Below are 17,288 nucleotides of genomic sequence, written 5' to 3'. Positions count from 1 at the left end.
GGCGCTTGCTATTTTTTAACCTCACCCGATTCCAAGCATAAACGGTGGGGAACAACGTGAACCTGACAGCCAGCTCGCTGAAAAATCCCGCCGGAGTCGCCGTGGCGGTGGCGGTTATCCTGTTCTTTGGCGCCTGGAGCCTCACCCGGCTGCCGGTGCAACTGTTCCCCGACATCGAGAACCCGCGCATCAGTATCCAGACCGGCTGGCGCGCGGCCTCGCCCCGGGAGATCGAGTCGGAGATCATCGAGCCCATCGAGTCGGTATTGCGCGGCCTGCCCGGGCTCAAGGAAATGGGCGCCTACGCCAACGCCGGCAACGCCTGGATCAACCTGGAGTTCGGCCTGGAAACCGACATGCAGCGCACCCTGGTGGACGTGATCTCGCGCATGAACCGCCTCGACCCCCTGCCCCGGGACGCCACCCAGCCGGTAATCATGCTCGGCGGCGGCAATGGCGACACCCCGGCGCTGACCTTTTTCTTCCTGCAGCTGCTGCCTGGCACCGAGGGCAGGATCTACGACTACATGCCCTTCGTGGAGGACGTGATCCGCCCCGCCATCGAGGCGGTGCCCGGCGTGGCCCGGGTGTCCCCCTCGCAGAACAACAGCAGCGGCGAACAGGAGCTGGAAATCCTGTTCGACCCGGAGCGGGCGGCGCAGCTGGGTATCCCCCTCACCGAGGTGGCGGGCCTGCTGGGGCGCGCCAACGATATCAGCGGCGGTTTCGTCGACGTCGGCCGGCGCCAGTACACCCTGCGCTTCGCCGGGCGCTACGAACCGGCGGAGCTGGAGGCCTTCGTGCTGGACTGGCGCGAAGGCCGACCGATACGCCTGGGCGACATCGCCGAGATCTCGGTGACCCGCGGCGAGCACGTGCTCACCAACACCCAGAACGGCAACCCAGCCATTTCCATCCGCATCGACAAGGAGAACAGCGCCAACGCCCTGCAGACGCTGAACGCGGTAAAGGCAGTGGTGGAGGAGCTGAACGCCGGGCCGGTGGCGGAGCGCGGCCTGGTGATGGCGCAGAGTTTCGACGCCTCGGTGTTCATCAACCGCGCCATCGGCCTGGTGGGCGGCAACATCGCCCTGGGCATCGTGCTGGCAGTGGCCATCCTGTGGTGGTTCCTGCGCCGCTTCCGCGCCACCCTGGTGGTGGCCATCGCCATTCCGGTGTCGCTGCTGGCCACCTTCGTGGTGCTGAACCTCACCGGCCGCACCCTGAACGTGATCTCCCTGGCGGGGCTGGCCTTCGCCGTGGGCATGGTGCTGGACGCCGCCATCGTGGTGCTGGAGAACATCGTGCGCCTGCGGGAGCAGGGCCGCGACACCGACACCGCCTCGCTGGAGGGGGCGGGCCAGGTGTGGGGCGCGCTGCTGGCCTCCACCGCCACCACCGTGGCCATCTTCCTGCCGGTGATCTTCATGCGCGAGGTGGAGGGCCAGCTGTTCGGCGACCTGGCCATCACCATCGCCATCGCGGTGGTGGTGTCGCTGCTGGTGGCGGTGAGCATCCTGCCGCTGGCGGCCAAGCTGTGGCTGCCCGGCGGTGCCATCGAGGACCACAACAAGGGCCTGTGGCGGCGCATCACCAACCTGGTCATGAGCCTGACCAGCACACCGCGCAAGCGCTGGACCCTGGCGGCGGTGTTGATCAGCGTGCCCATCGGCACCAGCTACCTGCTGCTGCCGGAGCTGGACTACCTGCCGCCGGTGAAACGCGACGCGGTGGACGCCTACTTCCAGTTCCCCCCCGGCATCTCCGAGCGCACCGTGGCCGAGGAGTACGTGAAGGTGCTGGACGCGCGCATGGCGCCCTTCATGAGCGGCGAGCGGGAACCGGCGCTAAAGAACTACTACATCCTCACCTGGGGCGAGGGCGGCGGCATGGGCGCCCGGGTCGTGGACCAGTCGCGGGTGAAGGAACTGGAGAAGATCATCAACGAGGAGATTTTCGCCGACCTGCCGGACCTGCAGCACTTCGCCTCCCAGGGCAACCTGTTCGGCGGTTTCGGCGGCGACCGGGTGGTGGCCCTGCACCTGCAATCCCGGGACCGCGAGGCCCTGGCCGACGCCGCCGCCCGCGGCGAGGAACTGCTGCGCGAGGCGCTGCCCGAGGCCACGGTGCGGGTGAACCCCAACCTGCAACAGGCCGAACCTGAACTGCGCCTGCGCCCGGACGATCGCAAGATCGCCGAGGCCGGCTGGACCCGCGCCGACATGGGCACCCTGGTGCGCGCCCTGGGTGACGGGCTCTACGTGGGCGAGTATTTCAACGGCGAGAAGCGCATGGACGTGATCCTGCGGGCGCGGGCCTGGGACTCGCCGGAACAGCTCGCCTCCATGCCCATGGCCACCCCCAATGGCGACATGGTGCCGCTGTCGGAACTGGTCGATATCGAGCGCACCGTGGGCCCCAGCCAGCTGCGCCGCATCGACAGCCGCCGCACCATCACCCTGGACGTGCGCCCGCCGGAGGACATGTCGCTGGAGCATGTGCTGGCCACCATCGAGGGCGAGGTGGAGCCCGGAATCAAGGCCGCCCTGCCCGCCGACGGCAGCATTCTCTACGGCGGCAGCGCCAACGCCCTGACCCGCGCGATAAAGTCCATGGGCAGCAACTTCGCCCTGGCCCTGGTGGTGCTGTTCCTGCTGATGGCGGCCCTGTTCCGCTCGATGAAGGACAGCCTGCTGGTGGTGCTGGCCATGCCCCTGGCCATGGTGGGGGGCATCGTCGCCATGCGCCTGCTGAACCTGGTGAGCTTCCAACCCCTGGATTTGCTGACCATGATCGGCTTCGTGATCCTGCTGGGCCTGGTGGTGAACAACGCCATCCTGCTGGTGCACCAGACCCGCAGCGCCGAGCGCGAGGGTGTCAGCCGCCACCACGCGGTGGAGCAGGCCCTGCAGACCCGCCTGCGGCCCATCTTCATGAGCACCCTGACCAGTATTTTCGGCATGCTGCCGCTGCTGCTGATGCCCGGCGCCGGCAGCGTGATCTACCGCGGCCTGGCGGCGGTGATCGTCGGCGGCATGTGTGTCAGCACCCTGTTCACCCTGTTCCTGCTGCCCTGTTTCCTGCGCATGGGCGAGACCGGGGCTCGGGTGGTGAGTTCCACCGACGGGCCGCCGCCGCGCGCGTTGAAATCGGTGGCTTGATGAGAGGTTTTGTGATGAGTGTTTTGCAAGGTATGCGAATTTGGGGGGGGCGGTCCGCCTCAGTTGGCCGAATGAATTCGGCCCTACAGGGTGTCGTGCTGGCTTTGTTGCTGGGCGGCGCGGGGGGGAGCCACGCGGCGGGGGCGCCGGAGGCGGTGGTGGAGCTGGCCAGCGTCAGCGAGGGCGAGGCCGCCTCGGTGGTGCGCCTGCCGGGCACCGTGATCAGCACCCGCGATGCGGAAATCTCCGCGGAGATCAGCGGCCGCCTGATGTGGGTGGCGCGGGTGGGCGAGCGGGTGGGCCAGGGCGACCCGGTGGCCATTCTCGACGACCACCTGCTGCGGCTGGAGGAGCGCGACAACTCAGCGGAAATCGCCCGCCTGGACGCGGACATCGCCTACCACCAGCGCCATATACAGCGCCTGGAGCGCCTCGCCGAACAGAACAACATGGCCCAGTCGGAGCTGGACCAGCTGCGCTCGCAACTGGAGATGCTGCGCCAGCAGCGCAAGATCGCCGAGGTGGCCCTGGAGCGGACCCGCTACAACCTGTCGCGCAGCCGGGTGGCCGCCCCCTTTGACGGGGTGGTGGCCGCGCGCAGCGCCGACGAGGGCGAATACCTGAACACCGGCGCCAGCCTGCTGCGGCTGGTGGACACCGACACCCTGGAGATCAGCGTCAGCGCGCCGCTGCGCCTGGCGCGGCACAACCAGCCCGGCCACAGCGTGCAGGTGGAAGCCGGCGAGGTCCGCGACATGGCGCGTATCCGCGGCCTGGTGCCAGTGGGTGACACCCGCTCGCGGATGATGGAGCTGCGCCTGGCGCTGGCCGCCAGCCCCTGGCTGATCGGCGAGGCGGTGACCGTGGAGTTGCCCGACTCGGTGCGACACAGCGCCCTGCGCGTGCCCCGGGACGCCCTGGTGCTGCGCGACGGCGAGGTCTTCGTGTACACCGTGAACGAGGACAACACCGCGCGCAAGGTGGTGGTCACCCCCGGCGCCGGGCGCGGTGAATCCATCGCCATCGAGGGCGAATTACAGCCCGGCGACGCGGTGGTGGTGCGCGGCGCCGAGCGCCTGCGAGAGGGTCAGGCACTGCGGGTCATCCAGCACCACCTGGCGATCTCGCCCTGAGCGGGCGCGGCGGCTCAGGCCAGCACGAGCCGTCCGGCCCCGGCATTGCCAGCTTCATTGCCCGCGCTACCGCCCCCGGCCTCGGTCACAGTGCCGACGATTGCCGCCCGCGGGTGCCCGGCGGCGCGCAGCGCCGCCAGCAAGGCGTCGGCCGCCGGCGCGGCCACGCCAATCAACAAACCGCCGCTGGTCTGCGGGTCGAACAGGATCGGCGGCGCGTCGTCGCCGACCGCGGCGCCCATGGCGCGGGCACTGTCGCGGTTGGGGGCGTGCATGGTGCTGCGCACCCCCTCGTCCAGTAACTCCCGGGCCCCGGGCAGCACCGGCAGGGCCGCCGCGTCCAGGGCCAGGCCCTGCGCCGGGTCCAGCATTTCCAGGGCGTGGCACAGCAGGCCGAAGCCGGTAACGTCGGTGGCCGCCCGGGCGCCGTGCTCGAGGGCGAGGCGGGCCGCGGCGAGATTGACCTGCAGCATCATCGTTTCAGCCGCGCGCAACGCGCGCCCGTCCGCGCGCAGCTGCATATGGGCCGCGAACAGGACCCCGGTGCCCAGGGGCTTGGTGAGCAACAGCCTGTCGCCAGTGCGCAGGCCGCGCTTGCCCAGCAGGCGGCCGTCACTGGCAATCGGCACGCCGCTGACCGCGAAACCCAGCCCCAGCTCCGTCCCCTGCAGGCTGTGGCCGCCGAGCAACACGCAGTCCACCGCGCTGAACACCTCCAGCGCGCCCGCCAGCATCTGTTCCAGGTCGCGACGCTGCAGTCGCGGCCGGGCAAAGGGCAGGGTCACCGCGGCGAGGGCGGCCACCGGCGCGGCGCCGCTGGCGTAGAGGTCGCTGAGGGCGTGGTTGGCGGCGATGCGGCCCATGGTGAAGGGGTCGCTGACCAGCTCGCGCAGGATGTCCAGGCTTTGCAGGATGGGCGCGCCGCCGGTGACCGGCAACCGCGCGCTGTCGTCCGCGGCGTCCGCCGGCGGGCAGTGCTCAGGGTAGCGCGCGCGCAGCGCGGCGAGCGCCGCGGACAAATCGTCGGCGGCGAGCTTGGCGCCGCAGCCGCCGCAGGGCATTTGCGGTTCCTGGCTGGCAAGTTCCACAAGGCTGCCAAAATGCCCCCGGGGCATGCTCCGGGGCAGGTCGACAAAACGCCGCATAAAGCGGCGGTCGATACGATCCTTCCAGCGCCAGACCCAGGCCCCGGTGGCGCTAAAGGGCCCCCTGTCGGCGGTGGCGCGCCGCTCTCCCAGGGACAACAGCGACAGGAAACGCCGCTGGGGCCGGTGCTCGCGCAGGGATTGGCCCAGCAGGTAGCGCCGCAGGTTGTGCGCCAACACCGGCCCCTGGCGCACCGCGAAGACCCCGGCCCGGGGCCGGGGATGGTCCAGCTGGGTGGCGATATCCCCCGCGCCGAACACCCGCTCGTCGTCCACCGACTGCAGGGTATCGCGCAGCGCCAGGAAGCCCTGGCGGTCGCATTGCAGGCCGCTGGCCGCCACCCAGGGCGCGGGAGCGGCCCCGGTGTACCAGAAAATCTCGTCGAAGGGGCCGAGTTCACCGGCCTCCAGCAGCAGGCGCCCCGGCCGCACCTCGCGCACCCGGGCATTGCAGATGACGTCCACCCCCGCCGCCGCCAGGGCGCGGGAGACCGCGCGACGGGCCCGCGCGTTGTAGCCCGGCAGCGGCTCCACCGCGGCGCTGACCAAACTGAAGCGCGCACCCCGCCCCCGCAGGGCGTGGGCCATGGCCAATACCAGCTCCACACTGCCGGCGCCGCCACCGACCACGGCGATATGGCCGGGCTCGCCCCCGCGATCGTCCAGCCGCTCGCGCAGGGCCCGCCAGCGCCGCCACAGGCCGGCCACCGGTTTCACCGGGACCGTATGCCGTGCGGCGCCGGGGACACTGGCCAGCTCCGGCTGGGAGCCGATATCCAGGCTCAGCACATCCCAGCCCAGGGGCGGCCGCCCCTCCAGCTCCAGCAGGCTGTTCGCGGGATCGAGGCCACAAGCGCTCGCGCGCACAAAGCGGGCGCCGGCCCACTGGCACAGCCGCGCCAGGTCGATGTGGGTATCCTCGAAGCGGTAGTGGCCAGCGACCAGGCCCGGCAGCATACCCGAGTAGGGCGTGTGGCTGTCCGGCGACACCAGGGTGATGCGCAGCCCCGCCAGGGGCCGCATGGCCAGCATGCGCAGGGCGAGAGCGTGGGCATGGCCGCCGCCGACCAGCACCAGATCCCGCTGGGGGGGCTGGGATGCCCGCACTAGCGCGCGGCCCCGCCGGCCCAGGCGATCACCTCGGCGCGGCTGCCACGGAACAGAACCCGGCCGCCGCGCTGGCGCAGCTGGTAGTCGTACATCGGGTCGTAGTAGTCCCGCAGCAGGGAGGCGATCCAGTCCCGGTGGGCGGTGGTATCGCCGGTCCGCCACTGCTGCTCGAAGGCGGACTGCAGCATCTCGTCCACCGCCTGGTGGCGCGCGCCCCCCAGGCGCTTGCGGATGCGCTGCAGGTCGGCGCGCAGCTTGGCGCGGTGCTCCGCGGGCCCATCGGCCTCGCCGAAACGCTCGCAATAGCGCCGCCCCAGGTCGACGATGTAGTCCTCCACCACCACCGCGACCCGCGCCGCCAGGTTCTCCTGAACCACCACCATCGGCGCCGCGGCCATGGCCCGGCGCAGGGCCAGGGGCAGATTCACTGAGCCGATCATATGGCCCTCGTCCTCCAGGTAGACCGGACCGTCGCCGGCGGCGCCGAGTTTCAGCAGGTCGATGGACAGGGCGTTCTCGAAATCGATCTGGCTGGGCTGGCCGCCCGGCAGCTGGCCGAAGGCCGAGCCCCGGTGCCGCGCCCTGCCCTCCAGGTCCACGGCCCGGGGCAGGGCCTCTACCACCCGGGTCTTGCCGGTGCCGGTGCGGCCGCTGATCAGGCGCAGTTCGCGCTCGAGCACTGCTTTTTCGAGGTTGTCGATAAGGAAGCGGCGCATGGCCTTGTAGCCGCCCAGCACCAGGGGATAATCCACCCCCGTCCGCGCCAGCCACTGCTGCACGGTGGCCGAACGCAGGCCGCCGCGAAAACAGTACAGGTAGCCCCGCGGGTGGTCGCGGGCGAAATCCAGCCAGGCCCGCATGCGCCGCTCCCGAACCTCGCCGGCGACCAGCTCATGCCCCAGCGCGATAGCCGCCGCCTGTCCCCGCTGTTTATAGCAAGTGCCCACCCGGGCGCGCTCGTCGTCGTTCATCAGCGGCAGGCTGTGGGCGCCGGGAAAGGCGCCCTGGGCGAACTCGCCGGGGGCGCGCATGTCCATCAGCGGCACGTCCTCCAGGAACAGGCGGCGGTAGTCCCGGGTATCGGGGCGGGCCATTGGGGTGTTACTCGGCCTCGCCGCCGAACAGGGCGATCACCCGCGCCTGCAGGACACTGATCGCGTCGGACATCAGGGCGAAGTCCGCGTCCAGGCGCGCGGCGCGGTCGGCTTCCGGCAAATCCTCGTTCTCCTTCATCAGCTCATCGGCGAATTTCAGGCGCCTGAGGCACAGGTCCTCCGCCATCACCAGCGACAGCCGCTCCTCCCAGTTCAGGGACAGGCGCGCCACCAGCTTGCCGGCGTTGAGGTGAGTCTCCACCTCTTCACCCAGCAAATCAACGCCGCGGCAGCGCACCACGCCGCCCTCTTCACCGGGCTCGCGCAGCTCGCACTCCTCGCCCAGGGCGAAGTCGTCGGGCAGGTTCTGGTGGGTCAGCCAGCCGGTCATGGCGGCGGTCGGCGCGTTGTTCACCTGGGGCAGGGTTACCGGGAGGGAACCGATGCACTCGCGGAGCAGGTTGAGCAGCTCCTCGGCCCGGGTGGCGGTGGCGGCGTCGACGAACACCCAGCTGCTGCGGGTGTCGATGTAGGCATACAGGCCGTTGCTGCGGGTAAAGGCGCGGGGCAGGCAATCCTGCACGATCTCGTCCTTCAGGGTCTGGCGTTCCTTGCGGTAGACCTTGCGGCCCTGCTCCGCCTCGATCAGCTCCACCTTTTCCTCCAGCAGCTCGCGCACCACCGAGGAGGGCAGGATCTTTTCCTCCCGCTTCAACCGCAGCAGGTAGCGGCCGTTGACGGCGTGGACCAGGGCTCCGGTGCCCTCGCCCAGGGCCGGCACCCAGCCCACGGACAGCGGCTGGGCGGGGCTACAGGGCTGGAAGGCCTTGCCGGCCAGCTGCTCCTCCAGTTGCTCGGCGGACAGGTCGAAGGGGCTGGTCAGGCGGTAGGCCCGCAGGTTCTTGAACCACATAAATCATTCTCTCGTGCAAAAGGCGCAGATTGTAACGCAGGTGGGCGCGCTTGCGGCGCGCGGTCGGGCTTTTGAACCGCCCGGGCCCGCGCGAAAAAGCGTCGGGTAAAAAGCCCCGGCGCGTACAACATGTTGACCCCGCCACCGCGCCCGCGCGTTGTCAGCGCTGTCGCCGCTGGTTTTAATTTGCCCTGAATGACTTACAGGAGCAGATCCATGGCCGCAGCCAGTAAAACCAACCCCAGCCAGCCACGCCACAGCCGCGACGTCACCCAGTGGGACCTGGAGACCGACGTGGCCATTGTCGGCTTCGGCGGCGCGGGCGGTTGCGCCGCCATCGAGGCCGCGGACGCCGGCTCCGAGGTGCGCATCTTCGAGCTGGCCAGCGCCAGCGGCGGCTCCACCGCCCTGTCCAGCGCCGAAATCTACATGGGCGGCGGTGGCGGCACCCGGGTGCAGCGGGCCAGCGGCTTCGAGGACAGCACCGAGGACATGTTCCAGTTCATGATGGCCTGCGCCGGGCCGCAGGCGGACGAGGCCAAGATTCGCAACTACTGCGAGCGCAGCGTCGAGCACTTCGAGTGGCTGGTGGACATCGGCGTGCCCTTCAAGGACAGCTTCCTCGACGAGCGGGCGATCATGTGCCTGACCGACGACGGCCTGCTGTTCACCGGCAATGAAAAGGCCTACCCCTTCTCAACGCTGGCCAAACCCTGCCCCCGGGGCCACAACCTCTACGTGGAGGGCGACAACGGCGGCCCCCTGTTCATGAAGATCGTCACCGAGAACGTGGACAAGCGGGACAACATCCACGTGCACTACGAGAGCCGCGCCCTCACCCTGATTGTCGACGACAGCGATGAAGTGGTCGGCCTGGTGGTGCGGGAAAACCAGCGCGAACTCAACGTGCGCGCCCGCGGCGGCGTGATCCTGTGCGCCGGTGGTTTTGTGATGAACCGGGAAATGGTGGCCAAGCACGCCCCCAAACTGACCCAGGGCACCGAGCCCATCGGCAACCCCGGCGACACCGGCAGCGGCATCCAGATGGGCATGGCCGTGGGCGGCGCGGCGATCAACATGCACGAGGGTTTCATCAGCCTGCCCTTCTACCCGCCGGCGAGCATGACCTACGGCATCGCCGTCAACGACAAGGGCCAGCGCTTCATCAACGAGGACGTGTACCACGGGCGGCTGGGCGACTTCGTGCTGCGCCAGCCCTCTGAGCGTATCTACCTGATCCTGTCCGTGGAGCACTACGCCGACTACGAGCAGGTCAGCTACCTGGGCGCGCCGGTGGCCGGCACCGGCGAGACCGTGGCGGAACTGGAGCAGGAGCTTGGCCTGCGCGGCGGCGTCCTGGCCCACACCCTGGCCACCTACAACGAGGATTGCGCGGCCGGTGAAGACACCCTGTTCCACAAGGCGCCGCAGTGGCTGCAGGCACTGGAGCCGCCGCTGGTGGCCCTGGATCTGACCCCGGGAAGGGGTGCCTTCGTGCCCCACTTCACCCTCGGTGGCCTGGACACCCTGCCCACCGGCGAGGTGGTCGACGAACAGCGCCGGCCGATCCCGGGCCTGTACGCCGCCGGCCGCACCGCCTGCGGCGTGGTGCGCCGGGCCGAGGGCTACGCCAGCGGCATGTCGGTGGGCGACGCCACCTTCACCGGCCGCCTCGCCGGCCAGCAGGCGGCCAGGCGCGGGGGCTGATCTCCGGCCACCCCGCGCCAGGTACTGCGTCGAATTTCATTCGACCAGGCCGGATGAATCCGGCCCTACAGGGGGGAGCGCCAATGTAGGGTCGAATTCATTCGACCAAATAGCGACGAAATAAATAACCCGCAAAGAGGAGCCCGCTGTCCGCCCTACAGGGGGCTCCGATGTAGGGTCGAATTCATTCGACCAAAAAGCGGCGAAATAAATAACCCGCAATGAGGGGCCCGCTGTCCGCCCTACAGGGGGGCTCCGATGTAGGGTCGAATTCATTCGACCAAAAAGCGGCGAAATAAATAACCCGCAATGAGGAGCCCCCCGAGCCCGAAAAAGAGGGGTCGGCCCTTCGCCCCACAGGTCCCGCCCTTGCCAGCGCGGGGGCGCCTTCTTACCATGGGCGGCGTATTCCCCACACGAGCCCTATTCCGATGAAATACCTGCACACCATGGTCCGCGTGCGCGACCTCGACGAAAGCCTCGACTTCTACTGCAACAAGCTCGGGCTGGTGGAAGTCAATCGCTACGACGTGGAACAGGGGCGTTTTACCCTGGTCTTCCTGGCGGCCCCCGACGACGCCGAGCGCGCCCGGGAGGCACAGGCGCCGCTGGTCGAGCTCACCTGGAACTGGGACCCGGAGGAGTACCAGGGCGGGCGCAACTTCGGCCACCTGGCCTACCGCGTGGAGGATATCTACGCCGCCTGCCAGCGCCTGATGGACGCCGGTGTCACCATCAACCGTCCGCCGCGGGACGGTCACATGGCCTTTGTCCGCTCCCCGGACGGCATCTCCATCGAGCTGCTGCAGGCCGGCGAGGCCCTGCCGCCCGCCGAACCCTGGGCCTCCATGGAAAATACCGGCAGCTGGTAGAACGCCGCGCCGGGTTTTGAGGCGGGGCTGCCGGGCATGGCGGAGTAAACCGATGGCCGGGAGCTGGGTGACGACCCGGACGGGATACGGGCGCGGGGCCGTTGGTTGGTCGGAGGGGGTGTTTGGTCGAATGAATTCGACCCTGCAGGGGTGGGTGTGTTTTCGCGTTTGGTCGAATGAATTCGACCCTACAGGGTGTGGCGGGCCGGCTGTAGGGTCGAATTCATTCGACCACCGCGCATAGGCGCGGCGTTCAGGCGCGCAGGAAGTTGAGAATCCAGCGGCCGATGCGCTCGCTCTCGGGGCTGCGCGCCAGGGACGCCACGCCCTCGGCGTAGGCCCCCGCGCCGATCTGCTCGCGGCGGTATTCCATGATCTCCCGGGAGTAGCCGGGCACGAACTCCGGGTGCCCCTGGAAGGTGAGGATATGCTCCCCCACCTGGCACACGGCGTTCTCGCAAAAGGGCGAGCTGGCCAGTACCTCGGCGCCATCGGCGTTGCGCACCACCTGGTCCTGGTGGCTGACCAGGATGTTGAAGGCCGGGTCGTCGCGGTCGTGCCACCGCGGCGTCGCGGCGAAGGTGTGGGTGTGCAGGCCCACGCCCCAGCCCTTGGGGGACTTCTCCACCGCGCCGCCCAGCGCCTGCGCCACCAGCTGGTGGCCGAAACAGATACCGACGATCTTTTTCCCGCGCCGGTCCAGCTCGCGCACAAAATCCATCAGCCTGGCGATCCAGGGCTTGTCGTCGTAGACACTGCTCTTGCTGCCGGTGATCAGGTAGGCGTCCACCTCGTCGATATCCGCCGGGTACTGGCCCTCCTCGACGTCGTACACGGCAAATTCCAGGGACGGATCCAGGCCCCCCAGCAGGGCGATGAACATGTCCGGATACTCGCCGTAATCGGGTACCCACTCCGGGCGCACGGCGTCGGTTTTCAGGATTCCAAGCTTCATAAATCACCACTGTTGCGGGTTTCGCGGCGGACCGCCCATACCTTGTCCGATCGGGCGCCGCCACTGTCTCCGGCCATCATAGGAAGCCCGCCAGCGACTGTCCATAACACCATAGAGGCAGGCGGGCGCGCTGGCGCTGTCACAAAAGCTCCACCGAAATGTCACCGTATTGCCACGTAGCGGGTGCACACTGCGCAGCATGAACGCACTGCAAGAGCTCGAAAACCGTTTGCTCGCCAGCGTTTTCAGGCAGGGTGAACGGCGCATGGTCCGCCCTCTCGCCCGGGCCCTGTCCCGCTCGGGGGACGGCTACCTCCACCTGCTGGTACCCGCGCTGCTGGCCCTGCTGGGCGCCCGGGACGTCGGGCTGTTCGCCCTGCTGCTCGGCACGGCGCTGCTGCTCGAGCGCAGCCTCTACTGGTCACTGAAGAATTCGCTGAAACGGCGCCGGCCCCAGGACGCCGTGCCGGGCTTTCGCAGCCTGATCACCGCCTCCGACCAGTTCAGTTTTCCCTCCGGTCACAGCTCCGCCGCCTTCCTGCTCGCCACCGCCCTGGTGCTGGTCTACGGCGGCCCGGTGGTCGCCATGTACCTGTGGGCCAGCGCCGTGGCGCTCAGCCGCGTGGTGCTGGGCGTGCACTTCCCCGGGGACACCCTGGCGGGGGCGACAATGGGCGCCAGCTGCGCCCTGTTGGTCGCGTCACTGCTGGGCCTGGCTTGATGCGTATACTGTACGGCGTTCAGGCCACCGGCCAGGGTCATATCAGTCGCGCCCGGGCGATGGCCCGGGCCCTCGCGCCACTGGCGATAGAGGTCGACTGGCTATTCACCGGGCGCCCCCGCGAGCGGCTGTTCGACATGGAGCCCTTCGACGGCTTTCGCCACCGCCGCGGCCTCACCTTCGCCACCCGCTCCGGGGGGATTTCCTACCTGGGTACGGTCACCGGCAACAACCTGTTCCAGTTCCTGCGCGATATCCGCTCGCTGGGCCTGGCGCGCTACGACGCCATCGTCACCGACTTCGAACCGGTGTCCGCCTGGGCGGGCAGGCTGGCGGGAGTGCCCACCATCGGCATCGGCCACCAATACGCCTTCGGCGGGGGCACGCCGGTGCGCGGCGGCAATATGTTGTCGCGTTTCATCATGCGCCACTTCGCGCCGGTGGACACACCGCTGGGACTGCACTGGCACCCCTACGCCGACAATGTCCTGCCGCCAATCCTGGACCTGCCGGAATTGCCCCGGGAGCAGGGCGAGCACGTGCTGGTCTACCTGCCCTTCGAGGACCAGGCCGAGGTGACCCGCTGGCTGCAACAGTTCCCCGGGCACCGATTCGTGCAATACGCCGCCGGCCTGGAGCGGGAAACCCGCGGCAACGTGCGCCTGCACCCCACCAGCGTCAGCGCCTTCAAACGCGACCTGGCCAGCAGTCGCGGGGTGATCTGCAACAGTGGCTTCGAGCTCATCAGCGAGTGCCTGCAGTGGCAAAAACCGGTACTCACCAAACCCCTGGCGGGGCAGATGGAACAACTGTCCAACGCCCTGGCGCTCACCCAGCTGGGCTACGCCGAGGCTATCGACGACCTCTGTAGCGACAGCCTGGCACAGTGGCTGAGCCGGCCCCGCGAGGCGCCCGGGGTGCGCTTTGCCGATGTCAGTAGCGTCCTCGCCCACTGGCTGGCCGCCGGCTGCCCGCAGGCGCCCGCCGAACTGCACCGCCGGCTGTGGCCCGATAACGCCGGCCCGGCGCGCCCGCGCCCGGCCCTCGATCGCCGGCAAGGCAGAAGCGATCAACACGGCGCGCAGCTGACCACCTGCTGAGTCGACCGCTCCGCCGCCGCGGACTTGGGATTCCCGCCGACCTGCGCTAGCCTTGCGGTTTTGATCGCTGTGTTCATCGACAAGGAGCGCCCGTGCCGCGCCGCACCCCACCGCTGTTGCACCTGGCCCTGCTGTTCGCGCTTCTCGCCGGGACCTCCGCCGCCCGATCCGACGCCTTGCGCGCCGATATCGCGGGCTTTATCGGCGGCGACAGCTGCAAGACCTGCCACGCCACGCAACATGCCGCCTGGAAGGGTTCCCATCACGACCTGGCCATGCAGACCCCCGCGCCGCGGACCGTGCTCGGCGATTTCGACAACGCCACATTCACCTACAACGGCCTCACCACCACTTTTTTCCGCCGCGACGGCCAGTACCTGGTGCGCACCGATGGCGAGGACGGCGAGCTCACCGAATTCCCGGTGCGCTATGTGTTCGGCGTCTACCCCCTACAGCAATACCTGTTGCCCCTGTCCCGCGGGCGGCTGCAGGCGCTGAGCATCGCCTGGGACAGCCGGCCCGCGGCGCAGGGTGGCCAGCGCTGGTTCCACCTGTACCCGGACGAAACCATCGACCACCGCGACCCCCTGCACTGGACCGGCCCCTACCAGAACTGGAACACCCGCTGCGCGGAGTGCCACAGCACCGCGCTGGAGAAGAACTACCGCGCCGGCGAACGCAGCTTCGACACCCGCTACAGCGAAATCAATGTGAGCTGCGAGGCCTGCCACGGCCCCGGCCAACAACACCGGGATCTGGCGCTGGCCGGCAAGCTCGGCGGCGCCGACAATGCCGGCTTCGCCACCGACCTGGCGCAGCGCGGGGAGTGGGCCTTCCCCGCCGACGGCGCCATCGCCCAACGCCGGCAAACGCTGGATTCCAACACCCAGATCGACACCTGCGGGCGCTGCCATGCCCGCCGGGGCACCCTCGGCGACTACCACCACGGCCATCCCCTGACCGACACTCACCGACTGTCGTTGCCGCAGTCACCCCAGTACCACCACGACGGCCAGATTCTCGACGAGGTCTATGTCTACGGCTCCTTCGTGCAGAGCAAGATGCACCAGGCGGGAGTGGTGTGCAGCAATTGTCACGAACCCCACAGCCTGCAACTGCGGGCCGAGGGCAACGGGGTTTGCGCCCAGTGCCACAAACCCGAGGTCTACGACACCGCGGATCACCACCACCATCCCGCGGGCACGGACGGCGCCCTGTGCGCCAACTGCCACATGCCCGAGACCACCTACATGGTGGTGGATCCGCGGCGCGACCACAGCATGCGCATTCCGCGGCCGGACCTGAGCGTGATGCTCGACACGCCCAATGCCTGTACCACATGCCACACGGATCGGAACGACGAATGGGCGCTGCAATCCCTGCGCGACTGGGGCGTGCGCTTTAGCGACACCGGCACCCACCCGGCCCGGGCGTTCGCGGCGCTCGCAAACGGCGACCAGCGGGGCTACCCGCGCCTGGCGGAGCTGGCCGCGGATCCGTCGGCGGCGCCCATCTGGCGCGCGGCGGCGGTGGAGTCGCTGGGCACCGCCGCCGACCGGCGGGCCCTGGACACCGCCCGCCCCCTACTGCAATCGCCGGCCCCGCTGCTGCGCGCCAGCGCGGTGAGTAGCCTCGACTGGCTGCCGCTACCCCAGCGCTATCAACTGCTGTCGCCGCTGATCGACGACGACAATACCTCGGTGCGCCTGGCCGTCGCCGAGGCGCTGGCCGGAGTCCCCCTGGACCAACTTCCCGAGGCGCGGGCCGCGGAGCTGGTGGCCCTGTTCCACGAATACCAGGACATCGCCAAACGCCACGCCGACATGCCGGGCTCGCAAATGCAGCTCGCAGTGTTCCTCGGCAATCGCGGCGACCTGCCCGGCGCCGAGGCCGCCTATCGCGAGGCCCTGTACCTCAACCCGCAATTGATTCCCGCGCGCCTCAACCTGGCGGACCTGCTGCGCGCCCAGCAGCGGGAAGACGAGGCCAGGGCGCAGCTGGCCCTCGCGCTGGAGACAGATCCTGGAAACGCCAACGCGCTGCACGCGCTGGGCCTGCTGGAAACACGGGCGGGCAACCGGGAGAAAGCCCTGGATTACCTGGGCCGGGCGGCTGCCGCGGAGGAACAGGGGGTGCGCCTGCGCTACGTCTACGCCGTCGCCCTGCACGACCTGGGGCAACCCGGGGCGGCGATCCAGCAACTCCAGAGCCTGCGACGCGAAGCGCCGCAAAACCCCGACATCCTGCTGGCGCTGGCGGGTTATCTGGAGGAACAGGGCGATATCGACGGCGCCAGGCGCCAGGCCCAGGCCTTACTTCGCCTGGCGCCCGACAATCCCGCCTATCGCCAGTTGGCGCAGCGACTGCGGGCCGCCGGGGGCTGATCGGACGCGCCCTGGCGGGATCTTACTCAACAACCTGCCGGGGCGCATATTCGGCCGGCGGCGACATCATCACTCGCCGGCCGGTGCTGTTGCGCGGCGAATCAGGAAGCGGGCGCCACCGGTTTGAACACCAGGTGGAAGGTCACCGGCACCACGGTGTCGATGCTGGCCAGGCCCGCCACTTTCTGCAGCGCCGCGATGCCCCCGACCAGGCCGAAGTCGGCGGCGTTGAGCAGCACCGGTCGGGAGCTGATCACTCGCAGGTCGTCGGTGGACTCGTTGATCACCACCACCGGCGCGCTCACGGTGGATTCCTGCCCGTGCAGGGACAGGCGCAATTCGATGTCGGTGGTCACCACGCTCCCCGGTTCCAGGGCCTGCAGTATGGCGGGGTCGACATCGCCAGTGACATTGGCGGAGGGAAATTTCGCCGTCTCGAACAACAGCTCGCGCATGCGCTCGTCGCGGATCTCGATCAGGGTATCGACGCTGCCGAGGTCGATGGCAAGCCGCACCGCGCCCTCCGCGCCAATAAAACCGACCAGGGAGTCAAAGCGGTGGGATTCGGCCACCGCGTCATTCTTGATCGAGATGAAATTGAGGCTGGAATGCTCGTTATCCAGTTCCCACTGGGCAAGGGCGCTCCCCGCGAACACAAGCATTCCCAGGCTCGCGACCAACTGCGCAATACTGCGTGGGGCTTTCATGGCTGACTCCTTATCGTGGCAATGGAAACAGTGCAATTACTCGGCGCACACTGTACCACGCCTGGATCGCAAGCAGGACCAGCCGGGTAAAAGGGGATTGATACTAATGGCATCTACTTAACCGTTGTAGGGCCGAATTTATTCGGCCACTGATGCCGTGAGCACCGTTTTTGGTCGATGAGATGGTCTCCTCCCCTCTCCAACGGCGTCGCGATGCGCCAAGATAGAGATGTACATCCTATCTGCACGGGATGAGGAGGAGACCATGAACAAGACTACGGTAATT

At 68.8% G+C, this 17,288-nt stretch carries 12 protein-coding genes; 7 read left to right on the top strand and 5 right to left on the bottom strand.

Features of this window, described 5'->3' with window-relative positions; translation table 11 throughout:
• Positions 1-56 precede the first annotated feature (56 nt).
• Both JYP50_RS19155 and JYP50_RS19150 read left to right on the top strand, forming a co-directional pair.
• Positions 57-3,161, top strand: a complete 3,105-nt coding sequence (locus JYP50_RS19155; RefSeq protein WP_206562178.1) for an efflux RND transporter permease subunit — start codon at positions 57-59, stop codon at positions 3,159-3,161.
• A 71-nt stretch (positions 3,162-3,232) separates the two neighbouring features.
• The gene (locus JYP50_RS19150; RefSeq protein ID WP_206562177.1) at positions 3,233-4,294 is read left to right on the top strand and encodes an efflux RND transporter periplasmic adaptor subunit; all 1,062 of its coding nucleotides are present in this window, start codon (positions 3,233-3,235) and stop codon (positions 4,292-4,294) included.
• 14 nt (positions 4,295-4,308) lie between these two features.
• Here JYP50_RS19150 and selD read toward each other — a convergent pair whose 3' ends face one another.
• The 3 genes from selD to rdgC are packed head-to-tail and all read right to left on the bottom strand — an operon-like array spanning position 4,309 to position 8,556.
• On the bottom strand, positions 4,309-6,546 hold the full coding sequence (gene selD / locus JYP50_RS19145; protein WP_206562176.1) for a selenide, water dikinase SelD: 2,238 nt from the start codon (positions 6,544-6,546) through the stop codon (positions 4,309-4,311).
• Positions 6,546-7,643: a tRNA 2-selenouridine(34) synthase MnmH gene (gene mnmH, locus JYP50_RS19140; protein ID WP_206562175.1), complete on the bottom strand. Its 1,098-nt coding sequence runs from the start codon at positions 7,641-7,643 to the stop codon at positions 6,546-6,548. Before mnmH ends, selD begins: the two co-directional genes overlap by 1 nt.
• Positions 7,644-7,650: 7 nt before the next feature.
• Complete coding sequence (rdgC, locus tag JYP50_RS19135; RefSeq protein ID WP_206562174.1) at positions 7,651-8,556, bottom strand: recombination-associated protein RdgC; 906 nt, start codon at positions 8,554-8,556, stop codon at positions 7,651-7,653.
• 216 nt (positions 8,557-8,772) lie between these two features.
• On the opposite strand from rdgC, the gene JYP50_RS19130 reads away from it, so the two are divergent.
• Both JYP50_RS19130 and JYP50_RS19125 read left to right on the top strand, forming a co-directional pair.
• Entirely contained in the window at positions 8,773-10,263 is a 1,491-nt protein-coding gene (locus JYP50_RS19130) for an FAD-dependent oxidoreductase (protein ID WP_206562173.1), read from the top strand.
• Between the two features lie 431 nt (positions 10,264-10,694).
• Positions 10,695-11,135 (top strand): VOC family protein, encoded by a 441-nt coding sequence (locus tag JYP50_RS19125; protein ID WP_206562172.1) that lies wholly within the window; start codon positions 10,695-10,697, stop codon positions 11,133-11,135.
• A 253-nt stretch (positions 11,136-11,388) separates the two neighbouring features.
• On the opposite strand, the gene JYP50_RS19120 is transcribed toward JYP50_RS19125, so the two are convergent.
• Positions 11,389-12,090 carry a glutamine amidotransferase-related protein gene (locus JYP50_RS19120; RefSeq protein WP_206562171.1) on the bottom strand — a complete coding sequence of 234 codons (702 nt, stop codon included), beginning with the start codon at positions 12,088-12,090 and terminating at the stop codon, positions 11,389-11,391.
• Positions 12,091-12,289: 199 nt separating this feature from the next.
• On the opposite strand from JYP50_RS19120, the gene JYP50_RS19115 reads away from it, so the two are divergent.
• From JYP50_RS19115 to JYP50_RS19105, 3 genes are all read left to right on the top strand, one after another.
• Positions 12,290-12,811, top strand: a complete 522-nt coding sequence (locus JYP50_RS19115; protein WP_206562170.1) for a phosphatase PAP2 family protein — start codon at positions 12,290-12,292, stop codon at positions 12,809-12,811.
• Positions 12,811-13,911 carry an MJ1255/VC2487 family glycosyltransferase gene (locus JYP50_RS19110; protein ID WP_206562169.1) on the top strand — a complete coding sequence of 367 codons (1,101 nt, stop codon included), beginning with the start codon at positions 12,811-12,813 and terminating at the stop codon, positions 13,909-13,911. Before JYP50_RS19115 ends, JYP50_RS19110 begins: the two co-directional genes overlap by 1 nt.
• A gap of 92 nt (positions 13,912-14,003) precedes the next feature.
• Positions 14,004-16,295, top strand: a complete 2,292-nt coding sequence (locus tag JYP50_RS19105) for a tetratricopeptide repeat protein (RefSeq protein WP_347136853.1) — start codon at positions 14,004-14,006, stop codon at positions 16,293-16,295.
• A gap of 101 nt (positions 16,296-16,396) precedes the next feature.
• Here the strand turns inward: JYP50_RS19105 and JYP50_RS19100 are convergent, their stop codons facing one another.
• A complete protein-coding gene (locus JYP50_RS19100; protein ID WP_206562168.1) occupies positions 16,397-17,002 on the bottom strand; it encodes a YceI family protein in 606 nt (201 codons plus the stop codon).
• Positions 17,003-17,288: the final 286 nt, after the last annotated feature.

The sequence above is a fragment of the Parahaliea mediterranea genome (assembly GCF_017255185.1).
Taxonomy (GTDB): domain Bacteria; phylum Pseudomonadota; class Gammaproteobacteria; order Pseudomonadales; family Halieaceae; genus JAFKCZ01.
The sequence above is the reverse complement of the archived record's forward strand: the minus strand, read 5'-3'. Positions and strand labels throughout refer to the sequence as shown.